Source organism: Lysinibacillus sp. NPDC093688, from assembly GCF_050280145.1.
Classification (GTDB): domain Bacteria; phylum Bacillota; class Bacilli; order Bacillales_A; family Planococcaceae; genus Lysinibacillus; species Lysinibacillus xylanilyticus_B.
The window spans coordinates 1-21569 of sequence record NZ_JBNNUX010000003.1; the positions used below are offsets into that span (position 1 = coordinate 1).

The 21569-nt window shown below is 38.1% G+C and carries 16 protein-coding genes, 6 tRNA genes and 2 rRNA genes; 19 read left to right on the forward strand and 5 right to left on the reverse strand.

Annotated features, from left to right (window positions below; translation table 11 throughout):
- Together ACQKN2_RS03690 and rrf are read left to right on the forward strand one after the other, a co-directional pair.
- Window positions 1-85: ribosomal RNA gene (locus ACQKN2_RS03690) — 23S ribosomal RNA — on the forward strand; the annotation flags it as partial.
- Window positions 86-394: 309 nt separating this feature from the next.
- Window positions 395-510: ribosomal RNA gene (rrf, locus tag ACQKN2_RS03695) — 5S ribosomal RNA — on the forward strand.
- Window positions 511-647: 137 nt separating this feature from the next.
- On the opposite strand, the gene mbcS is transcribed toward rrf, so the two are convergent.
- Complete coding sequence (mbcS, locus tag ACQKN2_RS03700) at window positions 648-2225, reverse strand: acyl-CoA synthetase MbcS (protein WP_427413749.1); 1578 nt, start codon at window positions 2223-2225, stop codon at window positions 648-650.
- 269 nt (window positions 2226-2494) lie between these two features.
- Between mbcS and ACQKN2_RS03705 the strand changes: the two genes are divergently transcribed.
- From ACQKN2_RS03705 to glmS, 14 genes are all read left to right on the forward strand, one after another.
- Window positions 2495-2571: transfer RNA gene (locus ACQKN2_RS03705), tRNA-Asn, on the forward strand.
- A 118-nt stretch (window positions 2572-2689) separates the two neighbouring features.
- A tRNA-Glu gene (locus tag ACQKN2_RS03710) sits at window positions 2690-2764 on the forward strand.
- Window positions 2765-2834: 70 nt separating this feature from the next.
- Window positions 2835-2910 (forward strand) — tRNA-Val (locus ACQKN2_RS03715).
- A gap of 14 nt (window positions 2911-2924) precedes the next feature.
- A tRNA-Tyr gene (locus tag ACQKN2_RS03720) sits at window positions 2925-3008 on the forward strand.
- A gap of 17 nt (window positions 3009-3025) precedes the next feature.
- A tRNA-Gln gene (locus tag ACQKN2_RS03725) sits at window positions 3026-3100 on the forward strand.
- A gap of 14 nt (window positions 3101-3114) precedes the next feature.
- Window positions 3115-3187 (forward strand) — tRNA-Lys (locus ACQKN2_RS03730).
- Window positions 3188-3371: 184 nt separating this feature from the next.
- A complete protein-coding gene (gene rocF, locus ACQKN2_RS03735) occupies window positions 3372-4277 on the forward strand; it encodes an arginase (RefSeq protein WP_427413750.1) in 906 nt (301 codons plus the stop codon).
- A gap of 278 nt (window positions 4278-4555) precedes the next feature.
- Window positions 4556-5119, forward strand: a complete 564-nt coding sequence (gene sigW, locus ACQKN2_RS03740) for an RNA polymerase sigma factor SigW (RefSeq protein WP_323648038.1) — start codon at window positions 4556-4558, stop codon at window positions 5117-5119.
- A gap of 13 nt (window positions 5120-5132) precedes the next feature.
- Window positions 5133-5759 (forward strand): anti-sigma factor, encoded by a 627-nt coding sequence (locus ACQKN2_RS03745; RefSeq protein WP_323648036.1) that lies wholly within the window; start codon window positions 5133-5135, stop codon window positions 5757-5759.
- Between the two features lie 149 nt (window positions 5760-5908).
- The gene (gene cdaA / locus ACQKN2_RS03750) at window positions 5909-6745 is read left to right on the forward strand and encodes a diadenylate cyclase CdaA (protein WP_323648034.1); all 837 of its coding nucleotides are present in this window, start codon (window positions 5909-5911) and stop codon (window positions 6743-6745) included.
- The gene (locus ACQKN2_RS03755; protein ID WP_427413751.1) at window positions 6738-7838 is read left to right on the forward strand and encodes a CdaR family protein; all 1101 of its coding nucleotides are present in this window, start codon (window positions 6738-6740) and stop codon (window positions 7836-7838) included. The genes cdaA and ACQKN2_RS03755 overlap by 8 nt, the downstream gene beginning before the upstream one ends.
- 299 nt (window positions 7839-8137) lie before the next feature.
- Window positions 8138-9490 carry a phosphoglucosamine mutase gene (gene glmM / locus ACQKN2_RS03760; RefSeq protein WP_427413752.1) on the forward strand — a complete coding sequence of 451 codons (1353 nt, stop codon included), beginning with the start codon at window positions 8138-8140 and terminating at the stop codon, window positions 9488-9490.
- A gap of 457 nt (window positions 9491-9947) precedes the next feature.
- The gene (locus ACQKN2_RS03765; RefSeq protein WP_427413753.1) at window positions 9948-10469 is read left to right on the forward strand and encodes a type 1 glutamine amidotransferase domain-containing protein; all 522 of its coding nucleotides are present in this window, start codon (window positions 9948-9950) and stop codon (window positions 10467-10469) included.
- Between the two features lie 946 nt (window positions 10470-11415).
- Window positions 11416-13218 (forward strand): glutamine--fructose-6-phosphate transaminase (isomerizing), encoded by a 1803-nt coding sequence (gene glmS / locus ACQKN2_RS03770; RefSeq protein WP_427413947.1) that lies wholly within the window; start codon window positions 11416-11418, stop codon window positions 13216-13218.
- Between the two features lie 480 nt (window positions 13219-13698).
- Here the strand turns inward: glmS and ACQKN2_RS03775 are convergent, their stop codons facing one another.
- A complete protein-coding gene (locus ACQKN2_RS03775; protein WP_427413754.1) occupies window positions 13699-14583 on the reverse strand; it encodes an alpha/beta fold hydrolase in 885 nt (294 codons plus the stop codon).
- A 272-nt stretch (window positions 14584-14855) separates the two neighbouring features.
- Window positions 14856-15815 (reverse strand): NAD(P)-dependent alcohol dehydrogenase, encoded by a 960-nt coding sequence (locus tag ACQKN2_RS03780; RefSeq protein ID WP_427413755.1) that lies wholly within the window; start codon window positions 15813-15815, stop codon window positions 14856-14858.
- Window positions 15816-16436: 621 nt separating this feature from the next.
- On the opposite strand from ACQKN2_RS03780, the gene ACQKN2_RS03785 reads away from it, so the two are divergent.
- From ACQKN2_RS03785 to ACQKN2_RS03795, 3 genes are all read left to right on the forward strand, one after another.
- Window positions 16437-17624, forward strand: coding sequence for a GGDEF domain-containing protein (locus ACQKN2_RS03785; protein WP_427413756.1), 1188 nt, complete (start codon window positions 16437-16439; stop codon window positions 17622-17624).
- A gap of 657 nt (window positions 17625-18281) precedes the next feature.
- Complete coding sequence (locus ACQKN2_RS03790) at window positions 18282-18434, forward strand: YjcZ family sporulation protein (RefSeq protein ID WP_427413757.1); 153 nt, start codon at window positions 18282-18284, stop codon at window positions 18432-18434.
- A gap of 406 nt (window positions 18435-18840) precedes the next feature.
- Complete coding sequence (locus tag ACQKN2_RS03795; RefSeq protein ID WP_427413758.1) at window positions 18841-19491, forward strand: exosporium glycoprotein BclB-related protein; 651 nt, start codon at window positions 18841-18843, stop codon at window positions 19489-19491.
- Window positions 19492-19715: 224 nt separating this feature from the next.
- Here ACQKN2_RS03795 and ACQKN2_RS03800 read toward each other — a convergent pair whose 3' ends face one another.
- Both ACQKN2_RS03800 and ACQKN2_RS03805 read right to left on the reverse strand, forming a co-directional pair.
- Window positions 19716-20636, reverse strand: a complete 921-nt coding sequence (locus tag ACQKN2_RS03800) for a DUF3992 domain-containing protein (RefSeq protein ID WP_427413759.1) — start codon at window positions 20634-20636, stop codon at window positions 19716-19718.
- Between the two features lie 261 nt (window positions 20637-20897).
- Window positions 20898-21284 carry a DUF3992 domain-containing protein gene (locus ACQKN2_RS03805; protein ID WP_427413760.1) on the reverse strand — a complete coding sequence of 129 codons (387 nt, stop codon included), beginning with the start codon at window positions 21282-21284 and terminating at the stop codon, window positions 20898-20900.
- Window positions 21285-21569: the final 285 nt, after the last annotated feature.

The following is a 21569-nucleotide window of genomic DNA, read 5'->3' on the forward strand; positions in this document are numbered from 1 at the left end:
AAAGACGATGAGGTAGATAGGTTCGAGGTGGAAGTGTGGTGACACATGGAGCTGACGAATACTAATCGATCGAGGACTTAACCAAAATGTTTGAAGCATTCAATGCACGTTTATCCAGTTTTGAAAGAACAATTAATTCTTTAAAAAGGGTTTCAAGATACGAGTAGTTCGAGGAAGCGATGAAGAGAGGGAAGGAGCGTACTCAAGTACGTGATTGACTGAACGACAGAAGCTGACGAAGAAATGCGACGTATATTGAAAGCCAAAGAGAGCTTCAAGACACAAGTAGTACAAGGAAGCAAACGAGTGAATGAGGGAGCGTACCTCTGTACGTGACCGACTGAACGAGAGAAGCTGACGCAGTAATACGCCGTGTATTGGAGGTCGACAATAGTCTAGTGATGATGGCAAAGAGGTCACACCCGTTCCCATACCGAACACGGAAGTTAAGCTCTTTAGCGCCGATGGTAGTTGGGGGCTTCCCCCTGTGAGAGTAGGACATCGCTAGGCGCAAAAAGTCGCTGCTGATAAACTCAGTAGTGGCTTTTTTTAATATCCAAAAGAATAATCAATTATGCCGAGGCATAATTCCGTAACAAAGGAGACATTTCACCAATCACTTGGTTGAAATGTCTCCTTTCTATATTTTATACAGTTGCTGCTCGTAGCTCTATACGGCGAATCTTACCAGAAGTTGTTTTTGGTAGTTCATCAATAAAGACAATACTACGAGGATATTTATAAGGTGCTGTTAATGCTTTAACGTGCTCCTGTAGCTCTTTTGTTAACTCAGCCTCATCACGATCTCGGAAACCTTCTCGTAAGATGACAAAGGCTTTAACAATATGTCCTCTAATTTCGTCTGGTGCTGCAACTACAGCACATTCTTGTACAGCTTCATGTTTATTTAAAGCATCCTCTACCTCAAATGGTCCAATTGTATAGCCTGATGAAATAATGATGTCATCTCCTCGACCTTCAAACCAGAAGTAACCGTCTTCATCGCATTTTGCTTGGTCACCAGTAATATACCAATCTCCACGGAAGGCAGCTTGTGTACGTTCAGGTTCACGATAGTACTCTTTAAATAGAGCAGGAGATGATTTATGTACTGCAATATCTCCAACTTCTCCAATTGGTGCCTCGTTACCCTCATGATCAATAATACGGACAATATTGCCTGGGGTAGGAATACCCATTGAACCAGGACGTAACTCAGAATTTTCAAGTGTGCCGATTAATAAAGTATTTTCCGTTTGGCCATAGCCATCGCGCACTTTAAGACCAAAGTTGTTCATAAATGTTTCGATGACTGGTCGATTTAATGGTTCACCAGCAGAAACAGCGCTACGTAGTGAAGATAGATTATAGTCTTTTAAATTATCAAGCTTCGCCATTATGCGATATTCCGTTGGCGTACAGCATAATACATTGACTTTCTCATCCTGAAGCAGTTGAAGATATGTTTTTACATCAAATCCTCCATGGTATACAAATGCAGTTGCACCTAGCATAATAGTCGATAAAAACGGACTCCAAATCCATTTTTGCCACCCTGGAGCTGCTGTAGCCCAAACTAGATCACCTTCACGTACACCAAGCCATTGAGAAGCGGCTGTTCTAATATGTGCATATCCCCAACCATGCGAATGAACAGCTCCTTTTGGTTTACCAGTCGTGCCTGATGTATAAGAAAGAAATGCCATATCATCTCTTTTCGTCGCCGCTGCTTTAAATGTATCTGGCTGTGTACTAGCTAATTCATTTAAAGAAGTCCAATCACCTGTAGCAGAACCTATAACTAGTTTATTATTTAAAGCCTCTACTGAAGAAGTAATACAATCTACTTCACTAGTGAACATTTCATAGGCAATTACTGCCTTTGCAGAAGAGTGCTCCATACGATATTCTAAATCACTTGCACGTAACATTTCTGAGCATGAAATAGGAACAATTCCAGCCTTTAGACAGCCAAGAAAGACAAAATATGCCTCAGGCAGACGTGGAATAATAACTAATACGCGATCTCCTTTTTGAAGCCCCTTCTTCGTAAGGACATTCGCATATTGATTCATTTTTTGAACAAGTTCAACATAGGAAATTGTTCGGCGCTCTTGTTGAGTATTTAGCCATCGTATTGCTTGACGATCACTATCCTGGGAAAATTTCTCTAATTCCTCTGTAATATTATAGAATTCTGGTGCAATTAAATCGTTTGTTACCATGTGAACATTCCTCCCCCAAACAAATTTAATAGAAAATTCATAAAACTATCTCCATTTTATCAATTACAATAATATACAGCAAGAATATTCTGTATATAAAATAGAAATATTAGATTTAATAGAGAACTATTAGGGTTCAGGTTAATATACAGGAATACTTCGACAAAAAATATAAAAATTTTCACAAAAGTATTGCATAATTTATAATGCTTGCTATAATAATAAATGTACTTAAGAGGTTTTTAAAAAACCGAATTGAATAGTATTGTTCCGAAGTAGCTCAGTTGGTAGTAGCACCTGACTGTTAATCAGGTTGTCGCAGGTTCGAGTCCTGCCTTCGGAGCCATTTTTTTGCCCATTTATAATGATGATGTTATACATATAAAAAAAGTATAAAAAAGTATTGCATCGAACAGTAAATAATGTTATTATAATTATTGTCTTGTTCAAGACATTTTAAAAATGGCCCCTTGGTCAAGTGGTTAAGACACCGCCCTTTCACGGCGGTAACACGGGTTCGAATCCCGTAGGGGTCACCATTTTAACTTTGTAGTAATGCAAAGGCTTAAAAAGAAAATTAACTGTGAAGAAATACACACCTGTTTCTATGGAGGATTAGCTCAGCTGGGAGAGCATCTGCCTTACAAGCAGAGGGTCGGCGGTTCGAGCCCGTCATCCTCCACCATAATGTGTTATTTCGGAGGGGTAGCGAAGTGGCTAAACGCGGCGGACTGTAAATCCGCTCCTTAGGGTTCGGCGGTTCGAATCCGTCCCCCTCCACCAGTTTTTTTATATATGATTGGGGTATAGCCAAGCGGTAAGGCAACGGATTTTGATTCCGTCACGCCCTGGTTCGAATCCAGGTACCCCAGCCATTGTTTATTATTTTGAGCCATTAGCTCAGTTGGTAGAGCATCTGACTTTTAATCAGAGGGTCGAAGGTTCGAGTCCTTCATGGCTCACTTTTATAGAATAAATTATATTCAAAAGTGTAACATTAACTACAGATACTAATCTCTTGCTGAAAACAGCAGGAGATTTTTTTATGCTCTCTTTAATTGTATAAATATTCATATGATTGTTAGGTTGAGCCAGGTAGGATACAGGCTTTACAATAGACTTACAAGTAGAAGGGGGTATGAAAAAATGAATAAACTAAATATTTCTATTATTGGGGTACCAACAGATTATGGGCAAACTCGTAGAGGGGTAGATATGGGTCCGAGTGCCATCCGTTACGCAGGTGTTGTAGAACGCTTAGAGGCAGTTGGGCATGTAGTACATGATCAAGGGGATATACGTGTTAGTCAAAAACTGGAAGGTGCTATTGTTGATAAACAGCTTCTAAATTTAGAGGAAGTTATCGATGTAAGTACATCTTTAGCAAATAGTGTAAATAAGGCGGTGGAACAAAAGGCGTTTCCACTTGTACTCGGTGGTGACCATAGTATTGCTATTGGTACACTTGCAGGGCTGGGTGAGCATTATAAAAATTTAGGTGTTATTTGGTTTGATGCGCATGCTGACCTTAACACACCTGAAACAACACCTTCTGGTAATATACATGGGATGCCGTTAGCAGTTAGCATTGGCCTTGGTCATGAACGCTTAGTGAAAATTCGTAATAATGTACCGAAAATTAAACCCGAAAACGTCATTATTATTGGAGCACGTTCTGTAGATCCAGGTGAACGTGAATTAATTAGTCAGCAAGGAATCAAGGTGTATACAATGCACGAGGTAGATCGTCTTGGAATGACGCGTGTAATGGAAGATGCTCTTGCCTATTTAAGAGCTCGCGATATAGATGGTTTGCATTTATCACTTGATTTAGATGGGTTAGATCCACTTTATACTCCAGGGGTTGGGACACCTGTACCTGGTGGGATTACGTATCGAGAAAGCCATTTGGCGATGGAGATGCTTCAGGAATCAGGTATGCTAACATCTGCTGAATTTGTTGAGGTTAACCCGATTTTAGATGAAAAGAATAGAACAGCTGATGTTGCTGTAGCATTGATGGGTTCCTTATTTGGTGAAACCTTAGTTTAAGGCTCATCACTAAAAGTTGTGGATGACATTTGTCGAAAAAATATGCCATTATCTTCATTCGGTCTAAGAACGCCACGTCCTGTGGCCAGGAAAGCGCTTAGTCGGAATGGAAGTCAACCACACGTTAGGTGATCACCTTAGTTAAAGATATTTGACAAAAAATTGCCTATTGCCACAATGTATAAAAATCTTTTGCTATAATTAATAACAAAATGAAACTTTTCTTATCGATGGGTCGTATAGTATAAGACAGTTGTAAAGGTGGAGAAATCAACACAATGGATGCGTTAGTAAACAAGAGAATAAAACAAGTGCTTAAAGGTGATCAAAACGCATTTGCAGATATTGTGAGTCTCTATCAGCACAAACTGTACCAAGTATGCTATAGGATGTTAGGGAACAAACAAGAATCTGAGGATATTACACAAGAAGCGTTTGTTCGTGCTTATATGAACTTGCATACTTTTGATCAGAAAAGAAAATTTTCGACGTGGCTTTATCGCATAGCGACAAACCTTTGTATAGACCGAATCCGGAAGAAAAAGCCTGATTACTATTTAGATGCGGAAGTATCTGGTACAGAAGGGCTTGATATGTATTCGCAGATCGCAGCAGATGACCAGCTACCAGAGGAACAGATAGAGCAAATGGAACTGCAAGATCGCATTCAATATGAGATTGGGCGTTTACCGGATAAATACCGTTCAGTTATAGTATTGAAATATATTGAAGAATTATCATTACAGGAAATTAGCGAGATTTTAGATATGCCTCTTGGAACGGTGAAAACGAGGATTCACCGCGGACGTGAAGCATTACGTAAGCAATTAAACAATCTGTAGGAGGGGGAGCGTCATGAATACTTGTCCAGAGCATATTATAGACTATATCCATGATTATTTAGATGGTGACATTGGTCGTGAGCATGAGCAAGAGTTAAAACGCCATTTGCATACATGCAGTGATTGTAAACAATTGATGCAGGAATTAAGTGAAACAATCGCCTTTGTGAAGAGTGCTTCCCACATTACAGCACCTCCGCATTTTGAAGAAGCCATCATGGCTCGTTTACCGAAACCCAAAAGTCGTGTAGGTATGCAAAAATGGATTCGCCGGCATCCATTCTTTGTGGCGGCAGCAGTTTTCTGTTTATTCATGAGTGCAACTTTGCTAGGTAGTTTCATGGATGACCAACAATTCTCCGTGACTAAACAGCCAAACCTTGTTGTTGAAGGTCAAACGGTTATTGTACCGAAGGGAGAAGTTGTCAAAGGCGACATTGTTGTTAAAAATGGTGATTTAATTGTTGAGGGTGAAGTGGATGGCAATGTTACCGTTATTAACGGACAGTATATGGCATCTTCGGCAGTTGTTTCAGGAAAAATAGAAGAAATTGACGAAGTATTTGAATGGCTTTGGTATACGATTAAAAATTCAGTAAAGTCTGCTGTAACATTCGAGGAGAACCAAGCAACTAAATAACACTCTATACGTCCTAATAGTTAGTGCACGTGAGAGGCTGAATGTCTACTCTTTTGAGTAGACTTTTTATTTGAAAAAAGTTACATTTGTTAAGAATGTGCTATACTTAAGTGTGTATTGGATTCGCAATGAAAAGTGGGGGATGCCACGTGCAAATTATCGAACATTTCGCTAATTTAACACCTGTGAATATTGTTATTAACTTATTAGATGTACTGCTTGTATGGTACGTTATTTATAAAATTTTAACCCTCATTAAAGGTACGAAGGCTGTCCAATTATTAAAAGGGATTTTTGTAATTATTATTGCGCGCCTTGCTACAGACTTTTTTGGGTTAGAAACGTTAGGGTGGATGTTACAACAAGTTATCGAGTTCGGTTTCTTGGCGATTATTATCATTTTCCAACCTGAAATAAGACGTGGCCTTGAACAAATTGGTAGAGGAAAGCTCTTCCAACGTTCCATTAGTCAAGTTGAAGAAGAACAAACTAGGCTTATTGAGGCGATGAAGAAATCTGTTAGTTATATGGCCAAACGTCGTATAGGGGCGTTAATTTCTATTGAAAAAGAAACTGGTCTAAATGAATATATCGAAACGGGCATAGGACTAAATGCTGAGATTTCATCGGAGTTACTTATCAATATTTTTATACCTAATACACCGCTTCATGATGGAGCAGTGATTATGCAGAAAGATAAAATATCTGCAGCAGCTTGTTATTTACCGCTTTCTGAGAGTCCGTTTATCTCTAAAGAGCTTGGGACACGCCACCGTGCTGCACTTGGCTTAAGTGAAGTGACAGATGCCATTACTATTGTCGTATCAGAAGAAACTGGTGCCATTAGTCTTACAATGAATGGTAATCTACATCGAAATCTTTCTCTAGAGGAATTCGAAGGACTGCTGCGTAAAATGTGGTTCGGATTAGCACAGGAGTCAAATGCAGCCTCTAAGTTAACTTGGAGGGGGAAAAAGAATGGATAAAATGATGGATAGCCCTTGGGTGTTACGAATCGTCGCACTATTTCTAGCCTTTTTGTTATTTTTCTCCGTCCGTACCGAATTATCTCCTAAAAGTAAAACAATAACGAGTGAACAAACAGAGGTAATTCGAGATGTACCAGTAGATGTTTTTTATGATGATAAGAACCTCATTGTAACAGGTATACCTAAGACGGTGGATGTTACGATAAAAGGTCCAATGCCACTAGTTATAAAAGCAAAGACAACGAAGGATTTTTCTGTATTTGTGGATTTGAGTAAATTACTTATAGGTGAACATAATGTTAAGCTACAATATGAAAATATTTCTGATAAGTTGCAAGTTACATTTGACCCTGAGTCGGTTAAGGTAAACATTGAGGAAAAAGTCACGCAGGAGTTTCGTGTTGACCCTGAGATGAGTAATCGTTTAATTGAAGAAGGATATATTTTAAATGGCATGACTGCTAATCCAGCTACGGTGTATGTTACAGGTGCAAAAAGTGCAATTGAAAGCATTAGCTATGTAAAAGCTACTGTAACGGGTGAACAAGGCTTGAAAGAATCGTTCTCACAGGTAGCGGCAGTTAAAGTACTAGATCGTGATTTAAATAAGTTAGATGTTACGATTGAACCGCAATCTGTGAAGGTACAAGTAGATATTGGGGCATACAGCAGAGAGTTGCCTGTGGTGCTTAAGGAAGTAGGAAAAGTGGCAAATGGTGTGACCGTTAACCAATTAACATTTAGCCCGACAACGGTGAGGGTATACGGTAGGAAATCTATCCTAGATGGTCTAACTGCAATACCAATAGAGGTGGACTTATCAAAAATTACAGAATCAAAAACTTATGAATTTGATGTAAAATTACCAGAAGGTGTGACAAAAATATCTGAATCAAGGATTAAAGTGAAAGCAGACATTGCGAAGGTAGAGCAGGAGAAAAAACCAACAACGACAACAACGACAACAACTACCACTCCTGCTGCTCCACCTCCACCTACACCTGCTCCTCCGCCTACTAAGGAGGAACCGGACACTCCTTCTGAGGACAACACGCCACCAACAGAAAAAACAGAAGATGTTGATTCTTAAACAATAACTGACTATAATTTTATTTTGATTCAGTAGAGATTTCGTTCTCTATCGGTAGGGTGTCATTTTCGATTTTGAAACATTAACGAAAAAAGTTGCTCAGGCTAAAATCAAAATACCGTATGCTCAATTTATCTTCGCTGATTTACAAGTCCGAATAAATGGGCATAGGGGTAAAATGAATAGTTACCAGAAAATGAACGAAAATAGACTTTTCCAAAAGTAAGCAGACGAGTGATCTAGTTGTCAGTGTAGACAAGCGTGACCACCGTCTTGCATTGAAGGAGAGAATAATCAAAATGGGTAAATATTTTGGAACAGATGGCGTCCGTGGCGTCGCGAATAGTGAATTAACACCGGAGTTTGCATTTAAGCTTGGCCGCGTAGGTGGCTACGTTTTAACGAAGGATGCAACGGACCGTCCAAAGGTTTTAATCGGTCGTGACACACGTATTTCAGGTGAAATGCTTGAAGGTGCACTTGTAGCTGGTCTTTTATCAATCGGCGTAGAGGTAATGCGTCTTGGTGTTATTTCAACGCCAGGTGTGGCTTACCTTACTCGAATTATGAGCGCAAATGCAGGCGTTATGATTTCAGCTTCACATAACCCAGTTGCTGACAATGGTATTAAATTTTTCGGTCCTGATGGCTTTAAGCTAACAGATGCGCAAGAGGCCGAAATCGAAGCAATATTAGATGCACAAGAAGATACATTGCCACGTCCAATCGGGGCAGATTTAGGTTCAGTAAGTGACTACTTCGAGGGTGGACAAAAATATATTCAATATTTAAAGCAAACAGTGGCTGAAGAATTTGAGGGCATCCATGTAGCATTAGATTGTGCACATGGCGCTACGTCTTCACTAGCTACACACCTATTTGCAGATTTAGAAGCGGATATCTCAACGATGGGTGCCTCACCAACAGGCTTAAATATTAATGACGGTGTCGGTTCAACACATCCTGAAGGGTTAGCTAAATTTGTCACAGAAAAGGGTGCTGACGTTGGTTTAGCATTCGATGGCGATGGTGACCGTTTAATCGCAGTAGATGAAAACGGTAAAATTGTTGATGGCGATCAAATTATGTTCATCATTGGGAAGCATTTAAATACAGTTGGTCGCTTGAAAAAGCAAACAATCGTGTCAACGGTTATGAGTAACATGGGCTTCTACAAAGCTGTTGAAGATAACGAAATGCACAGTGTACAAACAGCTGTAGGTGATCGTTATGTCGTAGAAGAAATGCGTGCTAATGATTATAATTTAGGTGGCGAGCAATCTGGCCATATTGTTTTCCTAGACTTTAATACAACTGGTGATGGCTTATTAACGGGTATTCAGCTTGTTAACATTATGAAATCTACAGGTAAAAAACTGTCAGAGCTTGCAGCTGAAATGAAAATTTTCCCACAGCGTTTAGTTAACGTACGTGTAACAGACAAGCATGCTGTGACGGAAAATACAAAAGTTGCTGCAGTGATCGCTGAAGTAGAAGCAGATATGGCTGGTAACGGTCGCGTGTTAGTGCGTCCTTCTGGTACTGAGCCACTTGTACGAGTAATGGTGGAAGCTGCGACAGAAGAAGACTGCGAGCGTTATGTAGGGCGTATAGCAGATGTTGTCCGTACTGAAATGGGCTTAACTGAATAAATAGTTTATCTTCATTCAGTAGGTGATAAACACCCACTGAATGAAGATAAAGCCTCCGGCGGATGTCACGGATTTTGAAAGGAATGAATATAAGGGTGTTAGCCTAAAACCTTCGCATCCTGCGAAAATGGCTAACTGACCTGCATCGGTAAAAACGCCACGTCCTGTGGCATTACCGAAATGACCGACATCGTGTCGGCCCTCGTGCAGGCCTAGGCACAATTCAAAATCCAGACGAAATTACGCCAAGGCGAAATTTATCAACAACTCGATCTCCTTTCAAAGGAGGTCGGGTTTTTTTATTAGGCAGAAAAAAGAGACGGATAGAAAAGCAAGAGTTGTGGATAGAATTATCGAAGTGACGGATAGTATTGAAAGCTCGCCGATGAAATGAATGTTTTCAAAGAGAATGGGAACAGTAGTACAGAGTCACAATGACAAGGAGTGTTGTATTGCAATGGCTAAAATTGCTACGGTGATTACTAATATGTTCGAGGACGCCGAATTTACGAGTCCTAAAGGAGCATTAGAAGCGGCAGGTCATGAACTAATAACGATTGATACGACGGCGGGCATTGAGGTAGAAGGTAAGCACGGAGAGAAAGTAAAAATTGATAAAGGCATCGATGAGGTAACGGCTTCTGAATTTGATGCATTGTTCATCCCAGGTGGGTTTTCTCCTGATATATTACGTGTAGATGATCGTGTTGTGGCATTTGTAAAGGAGTTTATGGACGATATGAAGCCAACCTTTGCTATTTGTCATGGACCTCAATTACTCATTACAGCAAAAACATTAAATGGTCGTGACTCAACTGGCTACAAATCAATTCGAGTAGACTTAGAAAATGCAGGTGCGATATTCCATGATGAGGAAGTGTTTGTTTGCCAAAAACAATTAGTAACAAGTCGCTCACCGGAGGATCTACCAGCATTTAATCGAGAAATTGTGAAATTATTAGAGAGTGAAGAAGGCTAAGTTTAAAAGGCACAAGCGAATCTGCCTGTGCCTTTTATGTTTTAACTTCTTTCAGCAAATGTCTTTTGTACCGAAAGCGTAGCGACAGGTACAGAATTCTCCCACCTCTATAGTGGTGGGATTAATGCGAATTAAAGTTACTTTTCAGCGGGTGTCCAAACACCTGCTAAAAGAGGAACTCAGTCTAAGAACGCCACGTCCTGTGGCAACGACTGAGTGACCAACATCGTGTTGGCCCAAAGCCTCCGGCGGATGTCGCGGAATCGGCTTTGTGCTTAGGCCTGCAAATGTTTTTTGCGCGAAAGCGCAGTGCTAACGTAGCGTCTATAGCAGAGAATAGTTGTTGCTGACCAATGAAAAATACATCATATATTTAATAGGAATTTCAAAATAATGCTTTATAGCAGACTGTTTGTCTACATGTTGTCACTAAAAAGTAGGGGAAATAGGTGTTTTTTATAACGAAAATTTGACGTACAGCATATGATTGAGTATTATGGAGAAGTTGAATATGAGGTCCGACCTTATCATTTAACGAGAGCGCATAAGGAGGGAAGAAAGCGCAAAATCGGAAAAACAATTATAGCGCCTGAGCTGAAGAAATTGGACGAAACTATCTTCAGCAGACGAGGTGGAGGTTTATCGAAAATTCGGCGGATACCTCCCGATCGACATACCCGATTGTCACTTTTCATTTTGAAAGCATTTGAGTGATTGAATGTACAGAAAATGGAGAAGGTATAGTTAAAGCAATAGATAAATAGAGAAACCTCACGTATCGAATGGTTACTGTTCAGATGGCTGAATGAGTGTTAAAAATGTGTATGTATTAGTTACGCTTATTTTATTTAAAAATAAGTATAGCTTTTACATTCATAAAAAATTCGATAAGTTAAGGTCTAGTTTGTCATTGCGTCAAATTGACGATATCGGAGGACAAGAAATTATGTGTGGAATTGTAGGATATATTGGTGAATCAGATGCAAAGGAAATCTTATTAAAAGGTTTAGAGAAACTAGAGTACCGTGGCTATGACTCAGCAGGTATTGCAGTACGTAATGAAGAAGGTGTAACAGTCTTCAAAGAAAAGGGACGTATTGCTGATTTACGTGACGCAGTGGACGAGGACGTTGCTGCAAAAGTTGGTATTGGTCATACACGTTGGGCAACTCACGGTGTGCCAAACCGTCTGAATGCACATCCTCATCAAAGTGCATCAGGACGTTTTACGTTAGTACACAACGGAGTTATTGAAAACTATCATTTATTACAAAAAACTTATTTAAAAGGTATCCCGATGAAATCTGATACAGACACAGAAGTCATCGTGCAATTAGTAGAGTTATTTGTGAAAGAAGGTTTAAGCACGACTGAGGCGTTCCGTAAAACTTTATCTTTATTACATGGCTCATACGCATTAGCTCTTTTAGATGCAGAAGCGGCTGATACAATTTTTGTTGCGAAAAACAAATCGCCACTTTTAGTAGGTGTTGGTGAAGGCTTCAATGTAGTAGCTTCAGATGCGATGGCGATGCTACAGGTAACTGATCAATATGTGGAGCTACACGATAAAGAGGTCGTAATCGTACACAAAGCTAGCGTTGAAATTTCAAAATTAGACGGTTCAATAGTAGAGCGTGCACCATACACAGCAGAGCTTGATATGAGCGATATTGAAAAAGGTACTTACCCTCACTATATGTTAAAAGAAATGGATGAGCAGCCAACAGTTATTCGTAAAATCATTCAAGCATACGAAGGCGAGAATGGCGAATTAACTATTGACGCAAATATTTTAGAAGCATTACGAGCAGCAGATCGTCTATATATTATTGCAGCCGGCACAAGCTATCATGCAGGTCTAATTGGTAAGCAATATTTCGAAAAAATGGCTGGTATTCCAGTGGAAGTTCATATTTCAAGTGAATTCGGCTACAATATGCCATTACTTTCAGAAAAACCATTGTTTATCTTTATTACACAATCAGGTGAAACAGCAGATAGCCGTCAAGTACTTGTGAAAATTAAAGAGCTTGGTTATCCAACATTAACAATTACAAACGTACCTGGCTCTACACTATCACGTGAGGCTGATCATACGCTGTTATTACATGCAGGCCCAGAAATTGCAGTAGCTTCTACAAAAGCATATGTAGCGCAAGTAGCTGTACTTGCTGTAACAGCATATGTAACGGCGAAGGCTAATGGCAAAGGCTTAGAATTCGATTTAAAACAAGAACTTGCGATTGCAGCAAATAGTATCCAAACAATTATCGATTCAAAAGATGTATTAGAGGATATCGCAGAGGACTACTTAAAAATCGCACGCAACGCATTCTTCATCGGTCGTAACATCGACTTCTATGTAAGCCTTGAGGGTGCCTTGAAGCTAAAAGAAATCTCTTACATTCAAGCGGAAGGCTTCGCAGGTGGCGAGCTAAAACACGGAACAATTGCCTTAATCGAAGAAGGTACACCGGTGTTTGCCCTTGTTACACAAGAAGCAGTATCATTAAACATCCGTGGTAATGTTAAAGAGGTAGCTGCACGTGGAGCATACCCATGCATTATTGCCATGGCTGGCGTAGATGAAGACGGTGATCGTTTAGTAATCCCTCAAGTTCATGAATTACTAACACCACTTGTATCTGTAGTGCCATTACAATTAATTAGCTATTACGCAGCACTACACCGCCGCTGTGATGTGGATAAACCACGTAACTTGGCTAAATCAGTGACGGTTGAGTAATTTTATGTAAGCTACAGGTTTCTTCTGTCCATACACAACTTAAACGTGACGCACATAACTTAGTCGTGATGTGAACAACTCAATCGTGATGCACACAACTTAGTCGTGATGTAAAAACGGTTGGAAAATATAAAAATGAATAGTTTAGATTTGTAATAAAGTTGTTGATTAAATTAACGATATTAACCTTTATACGAGAACAAATCTAAAGAGCATGTTTTGATCAACCTTTTTTCAAAACATGCTCTTATTTAATGTGGCAGATTAAATTCTTTATAAAGAAGTTTGATTACTTTCGAAACACTTGTTGTACTAAAGCACCCGTTAGTTTAAGTACATTTCTTCACAATCTACTTCGTTAATAAAAATTATGATGCTATTATGAGCATCGCACCTAATTAAGTACGGATTTACTACATGCTTAGTTAACTAATTTTATTTGAGTATAAAAATTCAATGTATACAATTTATTTCGAAAAATTATGTTTTTAAAAACGTTTTAATCGCTTCATTGACAATTTCATGCTGTTCGATGGACAAGCCATGTCCCGCATTTGGTATCATTTGAGTTGTTAGATTTAGCATAAGCCTTTTAGCTCTTCCAACCATTTTAGTTGGGTTATAGATAGTTTCGTGTTCGCCGACTAGTAAGAGCGTCTTGACGGTTAGATTTTGAAGTTCTTCATCTGCAAACACAGAAGGAATAATGCGTATGCATGGTACACAGTTCATACCAGATACGATAAATTGGCGGAACAAAATCTTCGCTCGCTCGTCCGGTTGAAAAACAGGGCTTACGAACCATTCTATTTCTTTCATAATACGAGTTTCTGATGGGAACACAACTGCCGGGTAGACTTTGAAGAAAAACCTCGGAGTAATCTTGTGCATTCCAGATGCTGGCGCAAGTAGAATTAATTTTTCAACCTTTTCTGAATTATGAATAGCAAAATTCGTACAAAGCCAGCCTCCCATCGAATGTCCCATAAAAATAGCTTTGTACAGCCTCAGCGCCGACAGGACATCATCTAACCAGTTCGCGGCATCCTGACGATTTTTAATAATATCTGTCACATTTCCTTTTCCAAAGTCCCCAATGGTATCCAAAGCATAAACACGGTACTTCTCAGCAAGCATTTCGATATTCGGATACCACATCGTTGCACTAAACGTCATTCCATGAATCAAAATAAGAGGCTCTGCATCCGCAGACCCCGCCACCACCATATGCGTCTCTCCAAAACGAGTAGGAATCATTAATTCCTCATATGGAACTGTCCACAGCTTCAACGCCTCGTCATATGCAGCAATAAAGGCTTTCATATCACCGTTTTTTCTAAAGATTGATATATTATTTTTAGACATACAGCACCACCTTGAACAATTAGGTTAATTACGCATGACTTTTCATGTTTACAAATATTTTATTCTCTAATCTTTTACTTATTTCCTACTTTCGTTAACCTGCCCCGTTAGCCATCCATGAAGCACGAAAATCAGCACTTCACCACAGAAAATGAAAGATGATTAAGTTCTTTCATGGGAGTTGAATAAGAAAAGGATGGGATCTATGTGGAGTCCCATCTTGAAGTAAAGCACCCCGTTAGTTGAAGAATAATTACTGTTAAAAGATACAATTATTCCTTTTTTACTTCAATGACAATCTTTCCTTTTGTGCGTCCTCCTTCAACATGCCTGTGAGCCTGAATAATCTGGTCCAATGGATAGCACTTCTCAATAACGGGTTTTAGTTTCTCTTCCTCCATAAGCACCCGTAAGAAATCCAAATCCCTGTCATTCGGTTTTGCAAGATGCATCTTTGCTTTCTTGCGACTAATCAAAGGACTTATCATCAGTTGAAGTGGGTGGTACTTAGGGTAGACTGGATGTTCTGTTATATATACACCTGTCTCGGTTAGAGAACGTAAACAACTGAAAAAGGTCCGCTTACCAACCGCATCCAGAATGACATCGTATTTTTTTCCGTTATCCGTAAAATCTTCCTTTGTATAATCAATCACGTAATGTGCCCCAAGGTCTTTAACCCAATGAAGATTCGAGGTACTACAAACTGCGGTTACTTCAGCCCCAAAGTATCTGGCAAGCTGAACAGCAAAGTGCCCGACGCCACCTGATGCACCATAGACCAAGACTCTTTGCCCTTGCTTTATTTGAGCTACATCTCGTAATGCTTGCAGTGCTGTTTGAGCAGTACATGGTATAGCTGCTGCCTCCTCGAAAGTTGCATTCTTAGGCATAAAACTTAGAACACTCTGGGGAGGACAAACAAATTCTGCATGGGATCCGAGACAACTCCCGAAAACATGATCTCCAACCTTGAATCTGTGTACATTTTTGCCGACCGCTTCAACAGTACCTGCAACATCTAAGCCTAGTATTAGCGTTTTGGGTTTTGTAAGTCCATTCTCTAACCTGGTAGGCAAATAGCCCTTTCTAAACAGATTGTCATATGCATTGACCGAAGCATTATGCACTCTTATCAATACCCTATCGTCATCCTTGATGGATGGTAGATCAACATCTGTTATCTCCAGGACATCAGGGGGACCATAGGATTTGTAAATAGCTGCTTTCATTTGTCTAACCTCCTTGATCCTTTATCGAATAGTAAGATTTCCTCATATCGAATTAAACTTTGTTCTTTTTAAGTACGCTGATTTAGTCTTGTGGTTTGGACAATGAGCAATTCACTGTATCTATATACTTTTTAATCCTCCTTTAGAACTCAAAATGCTTTTTCTTTCTAAACGACTTTCTTATTCAACTAAACTGCTCCGTTAGTTTAAGTGTATTCATTCACAAATAGGTATTTCGACCTATATCTCTTTCTAAAAGAGACTAAAAACTAAATTTTATGGCTATTTATTATAAACCGCACTTACTTATGAAACGGTTCTCAGTGATGTATCTAAAAGAGTTTTTTTACCCTTATATCAGAAATAGCAGATTGTTCTACTGTTAGTTTAACCTCCACATTATCAAGCACTGGCACGAAATTATTAATCCATTTCGTGCATTTGTTACATACAACCTTGATTATTTTAACACTGTTACTTTTATAATTACGTTGAAATAGTGTTAACTTTTATCATATTCAAAGTACACTTCTGAAGAACGGAAGTATGTTGTATGTTGAGCCCCCTAATTTTGCTATAATCATAATGATTGAAAATTCGCTTATAAGTAGGTGGCTCTTTATGAATTTATTTTTGGATATGAAAACAATTATTCTATTGCTCTGTATAGGCTACTTATTTACTTTAATCCTTATTAGTGCTTATGGGCATAATCATTCAAAGGGTTTAGCAATCAGAACTTTTTTCTTAGCAAAATGCTCTCAGACCATAGCATGGTTTTGTATGGTTTTTCGCGGAGAAATTCCCGACTTTCTATCCATCTCTTTTGCTAACTCTATACTATTTATTGGAGCGTCTTTAGAAATTATTGCATTTTTGTATCTTCAAAATAATTTCCGTCTAAAGACCAAGATGGTGATGATATATCTTGTTTTGACTCTACTCAGCATTATCGGTTTCCAACTCATTGTTCTTTTTTATAACAAAGAAAACGTTCGAATTTCATATTACTCCTTTGTAATTGCGGTAATCTTAATCCCTGTTTATCGAATGGTTCTGGGGAAAGCTTCCACGTTTCTTATGAGAATCATTGGTAGTCTATATCTTCTTGTTATCGCAGCTTTTTTGGTCAGAGGGGTGACTGCTCTACTATCATCTACAGATTCGATAAGCCTCTATACTCCTGGAGCTTATCAATTAATTTCCTTACTATCTATTTATCTTGTTACGAATTTAGGGAATTTAGGATTTGTCCTGTTAATGAAGGAAAAAGCAGACCACGAGTTAATCCGTTTAGCTAGTTATGATGATTTAACAGCCACATTGAACCGTAGAACCTTTACAGAGAAGGCGAAGAAGTATCTCACTGATTATTCTAAAAAAGGACAGCCTCTATCCTATCTGCTCTTTGATATAGACAACTTTAAAACAATTAATGACACTTATGGTCATCACGTTGGAGACCAAGTACTGCAAGACCTTACAACAAGAATTAAGCAACATTTAGGCAAAGAAGATTTGTTTGTACGTTATGGAGGCGATGAATTTGGCATCCTGATTCCTGGAAAAGATGAAACCGACTCAAATGAAATTGCTGAGCAAATCATACAGACACTTAATGGGGCTATCAGCCGTAGTCTGCCGGTGACATATACCATTAGTTTAGGTGTCCTCACCGTAATTCCAGATCAGCATATGCAATTGGAAACACTATACACTACTTGCGACAAGGCCCTTTACAACGCGAAAAATAACGGGCGAAATGGTGTTTTTCGAGGCCAGATAGACGTACATAATGCCGTTTCATAATCGTAAATTTAAAATCAAAAAACATCCTTTTTTCGGGGGGCTTTTTTCCTAATCCTAAGCAAAAAGCTTCCTTTTATGTACACTATAATCTTATAAGCCATTCTCAGCACTCAAATGCTGCAAAAAAGTATAAAATATATTTTCTGAAAATTAAATATATTTGATTTAATACATAAGATTGGTATTTGAATGGTTCGAATCTCACCATGCCTTGATGCAGGTATAACCTCTTTTTATTCATATTTAAAATTAATTGAATATAATGAGAGGATTAAAATCCTCATTTACTTATGGTATAGTTCATCGAAACTAATATTAAATTCGTTATAAAAATGGAATTCCTTCTTGGACTAACCTGCCCCGTTGGTTGAATAAGAAACGCACTTATAAAGGGCTGTGGCGTTGGTTGACCATCGCAGCTTTTTTTATTTTTAAATCTATTTCACAGGCAATTAACTATAAAAACATCATATTTGTAGTAATGTAAAGTTAATTTAGCCTTACGCCTCCTAATTTTATAAGGGCCTATCCCAAGTGACCCTCTTTTTATTGTCCATCACAAAAATATATTTTTTTATGCCTATAACTGATTGGTTTAACACCCCACCCCCTCTCTACAGCTAACATATTATATATTGTAGAAAGGAGGTGTTTTTTATGGGATACTATGGTGGAAATGTTGGTGGAATTAATAATGGCTGCTGTTATTCCGGAGGAGGAAATGGTAATGGTTCCACATTTGTCTTAATTGTTGTTCTATTCATTCTTCTAATAATTGTCGGCGCTACTTTTATGACTAAAGGTTATTAATGCCCAATACCGCCTATAACGCTCATAACTGTTGTAAGGGAATACTAATTTAACCCTACACCTTCAAATCTTTACTATGGGTCACTATCCTCCACTTGAACCTTTTAAATTTTTATAAAATACACATATACTGCATAAGTTTCTGTAAATTGGTTTTTTTAATAAAACAAAAGACCACTATTTGAGTGATCTTTTGAACTAGGAGATGTAAAAGTGTGTATGAATAATAAGTGGTTTCCCTTCCACTTATAATAACGTATGTATAAATGAAAAAAAGATATAGGCTGTTGCCTAGTTACTTCGACCTAAATTCATTCTCCTTTATCGTAAGTGTTCCTACACCTTTGCCCCTTACTATCTCAATGTATTGAATAGGATAAAGAAACACAGAAAGGAGGCAAATGTTGTGCATTCAGGAACTTTTAATAATTGCGGATGTCATGATTCGCAACATCATAATTGTAATCAGGTTGAACATATGAAAAAAAACTGTTTTACGCGACCTATATTAGCGATTGATAAGGATTGTATCCCACCTCAACAAGAACCAACACCACTTGAATCAAGGATTGCTTTTTCATCTGGTGGTTACCCTGCTACATTAAAAACTGCTATTACTGGATTACCTTCAGAAGTAAGTCAAGTCGGATTTGGAACAGCTATTAATACCATCGCAACAAATCCATTGAATTTAATATCAAACGAGGCTTTTACAGTATCTAAAAATGGTTTTATAACATCTATTGCTGCAACTTTTGTTTTAGAAAACCAAGCAGACTTTCAAACCAGTCAAAGTATAATTAGTGCGACAATTTATAAGGCAGCTAAAGGAAGCAACGATTTCTTTGCGACTGCCGCAACTGTAGTGTTAACTCCAACATTGACAGGTTTAAAACCTGCTGGTGCTATTGTTAGCGGATCCGCACAAGTTAATGTACCTATCGCAGTAGAAGAACGATTAGTAATGGTATTTTCACTTAACCAAACCAATCTCCCTGCTGGTTTTTTGGGAGGTACTATTGTTGGTTTTGAAAGTGCAGGAATAACAATTATGTAAATTTTGGGGTCGATAGAATTTAGAAATAAGACACGCTTCGCTTGCTGTAAGCATATACCTAGCAGTTACGCATTTTTACAGCTCTGTCGTCTTTTCACTAGGCTACAAAAAAGTAGCCTAGTTTATTTTGGATAAGGACATTTATAGAGAAATGGATTATTAATGGTGGCGATTGCTGCCATTTTTATTTTCAGCATGCTGAAGTATGCTTTGACGGTAGCTTTTTAACCTAAATTTAATTCCTCGCGTGGATTACAGATGGTACCTTCAAGTTCAATTATCACCTTTTCAACAGACTTAATACTTTGACAAATTGAAAGAATTATAACAACCTCTATGCAATTAGAATTGTTAGGAGATGAAGGTATAACATGTGCTCTGCAATCAATGTCAGTTATTTCATATTTAATTTGTGTCCCATTAGGCGCACATATAGCAACTGTTTCTACCTCAGAGAAAGGAAAAATACTCTTGTAGCAGATTTCTCCTATATGGTTTTTAAATTGAATGCAAACGAACCCTTGAATTAAAAGATCTACTCTTTGTATCAAATTAGTTTCTCCCAGTTCATTAATAATTCGAACGTTTACTCTGTTTTTTGAACATGTCAATTCCTTACATGTTATTAAGTAACCATTATCTAAGGAAATTGGGTTTCCATGACAATCTGATAAATAACAAATTGTTTCTTTAATATCATTTATAGAATTTATCTTGTAATTATCCGCAATAAAATGTAACATTATTTTGAATTCTCCATAGCAGTTGCTATCAGCCTCTACATTTTCCCCATTACATTGGACTTCTATTGACTCAAGGTGTGTAAAAGTTCCTGAAAACGATTTCCCTTCTTTTACATCTGCTAGTTTTTCTCCATTAACAAACACAGATAATACATTTCCATATCCCTTTTTAAAATTTATACAGATTGAACCTCCTATTTGGCTAATCCCGTATGTTGTCCATAACATAGTTCGCTCTATTTCTTCACACAGTACACTAAAGTCGCAACAAATGAGGTCGTCGAACGTTCTTTTTTCCAAATGCACAAATTTCTTTAATTTAATAACAGTGGATTTGCTTATCCAATCTAAAACTCTAGGTACCTTTACACAATGAACAGTTAGATTATTATTTGAATGCATGATTTTTTAGATCCTTTCTTTAGTGAAAGCATATATATATCCTATGCTTTTATATACATTAAGGAAGCTTATTTGTTCTAGGCCTATGTAATTGATCCAATCCAGAAGTAGCTGATTAAGTGGATGAATATGGGATTTATGTGGACACAGAATGAATTTATTAAATGTAATATCGAAGTTTGCTAAAAAATCTGAGGCAAAAATCATTAAAGGGTCACGCGGCTGTAAGTGACCCTAGTTAAAACAAGTACCATTAAAATTTTAACCAATTTCATAACGAGGAGTAATACAAAATTCTCCGGCTGCTGGTAGTGCTGGTGTAGCTCCAGTAGCAAATGCGCGAATTGTATCAAAGCGCGAAATAGTAAAAGTAAAGGCTCCTCCAATTGGGACAACTGATTGTCTTACAATAGTACCACCTGTACCATTAATAGGGTCTGCCCCTTTTACAAATTGTACAGTTATAGGAAAGTTACCAGTGTTTTTTATAAATCCAGATGAATAAATAACTTCGTTTGCATTTGTAGCATAAATTATTTCGGCACCTACTACATCGTCACCAGCTACGGTGAAAGTATTACAAACTTGATCCTGTACAAAATTTTTAGAATCACAACAACTAAAAGATCCATTTGAATTTTGACACATTAATCGATTCACCTCCAACCTATCTAATTTGAGCTCTCTTTATATTAAATGCTATATCTTTATAACTTTTTGGACTCCTGTAATTGTAAAGAAAAATTAAAAGATTTCACAATAAAATGGAGAAAAACAAACATGACCAGACTCATTTTTGATGTGAGCCTGGTCATATTTGTTTACAATTTTTTAAGCTATGTTTCCTACTGGGATGTTCTATTTTCCATGTTCATTATGAACCATATCTTTATTTCGAATTAGAAAGAGGGTAAGGATTGCTCCCCCCAATTA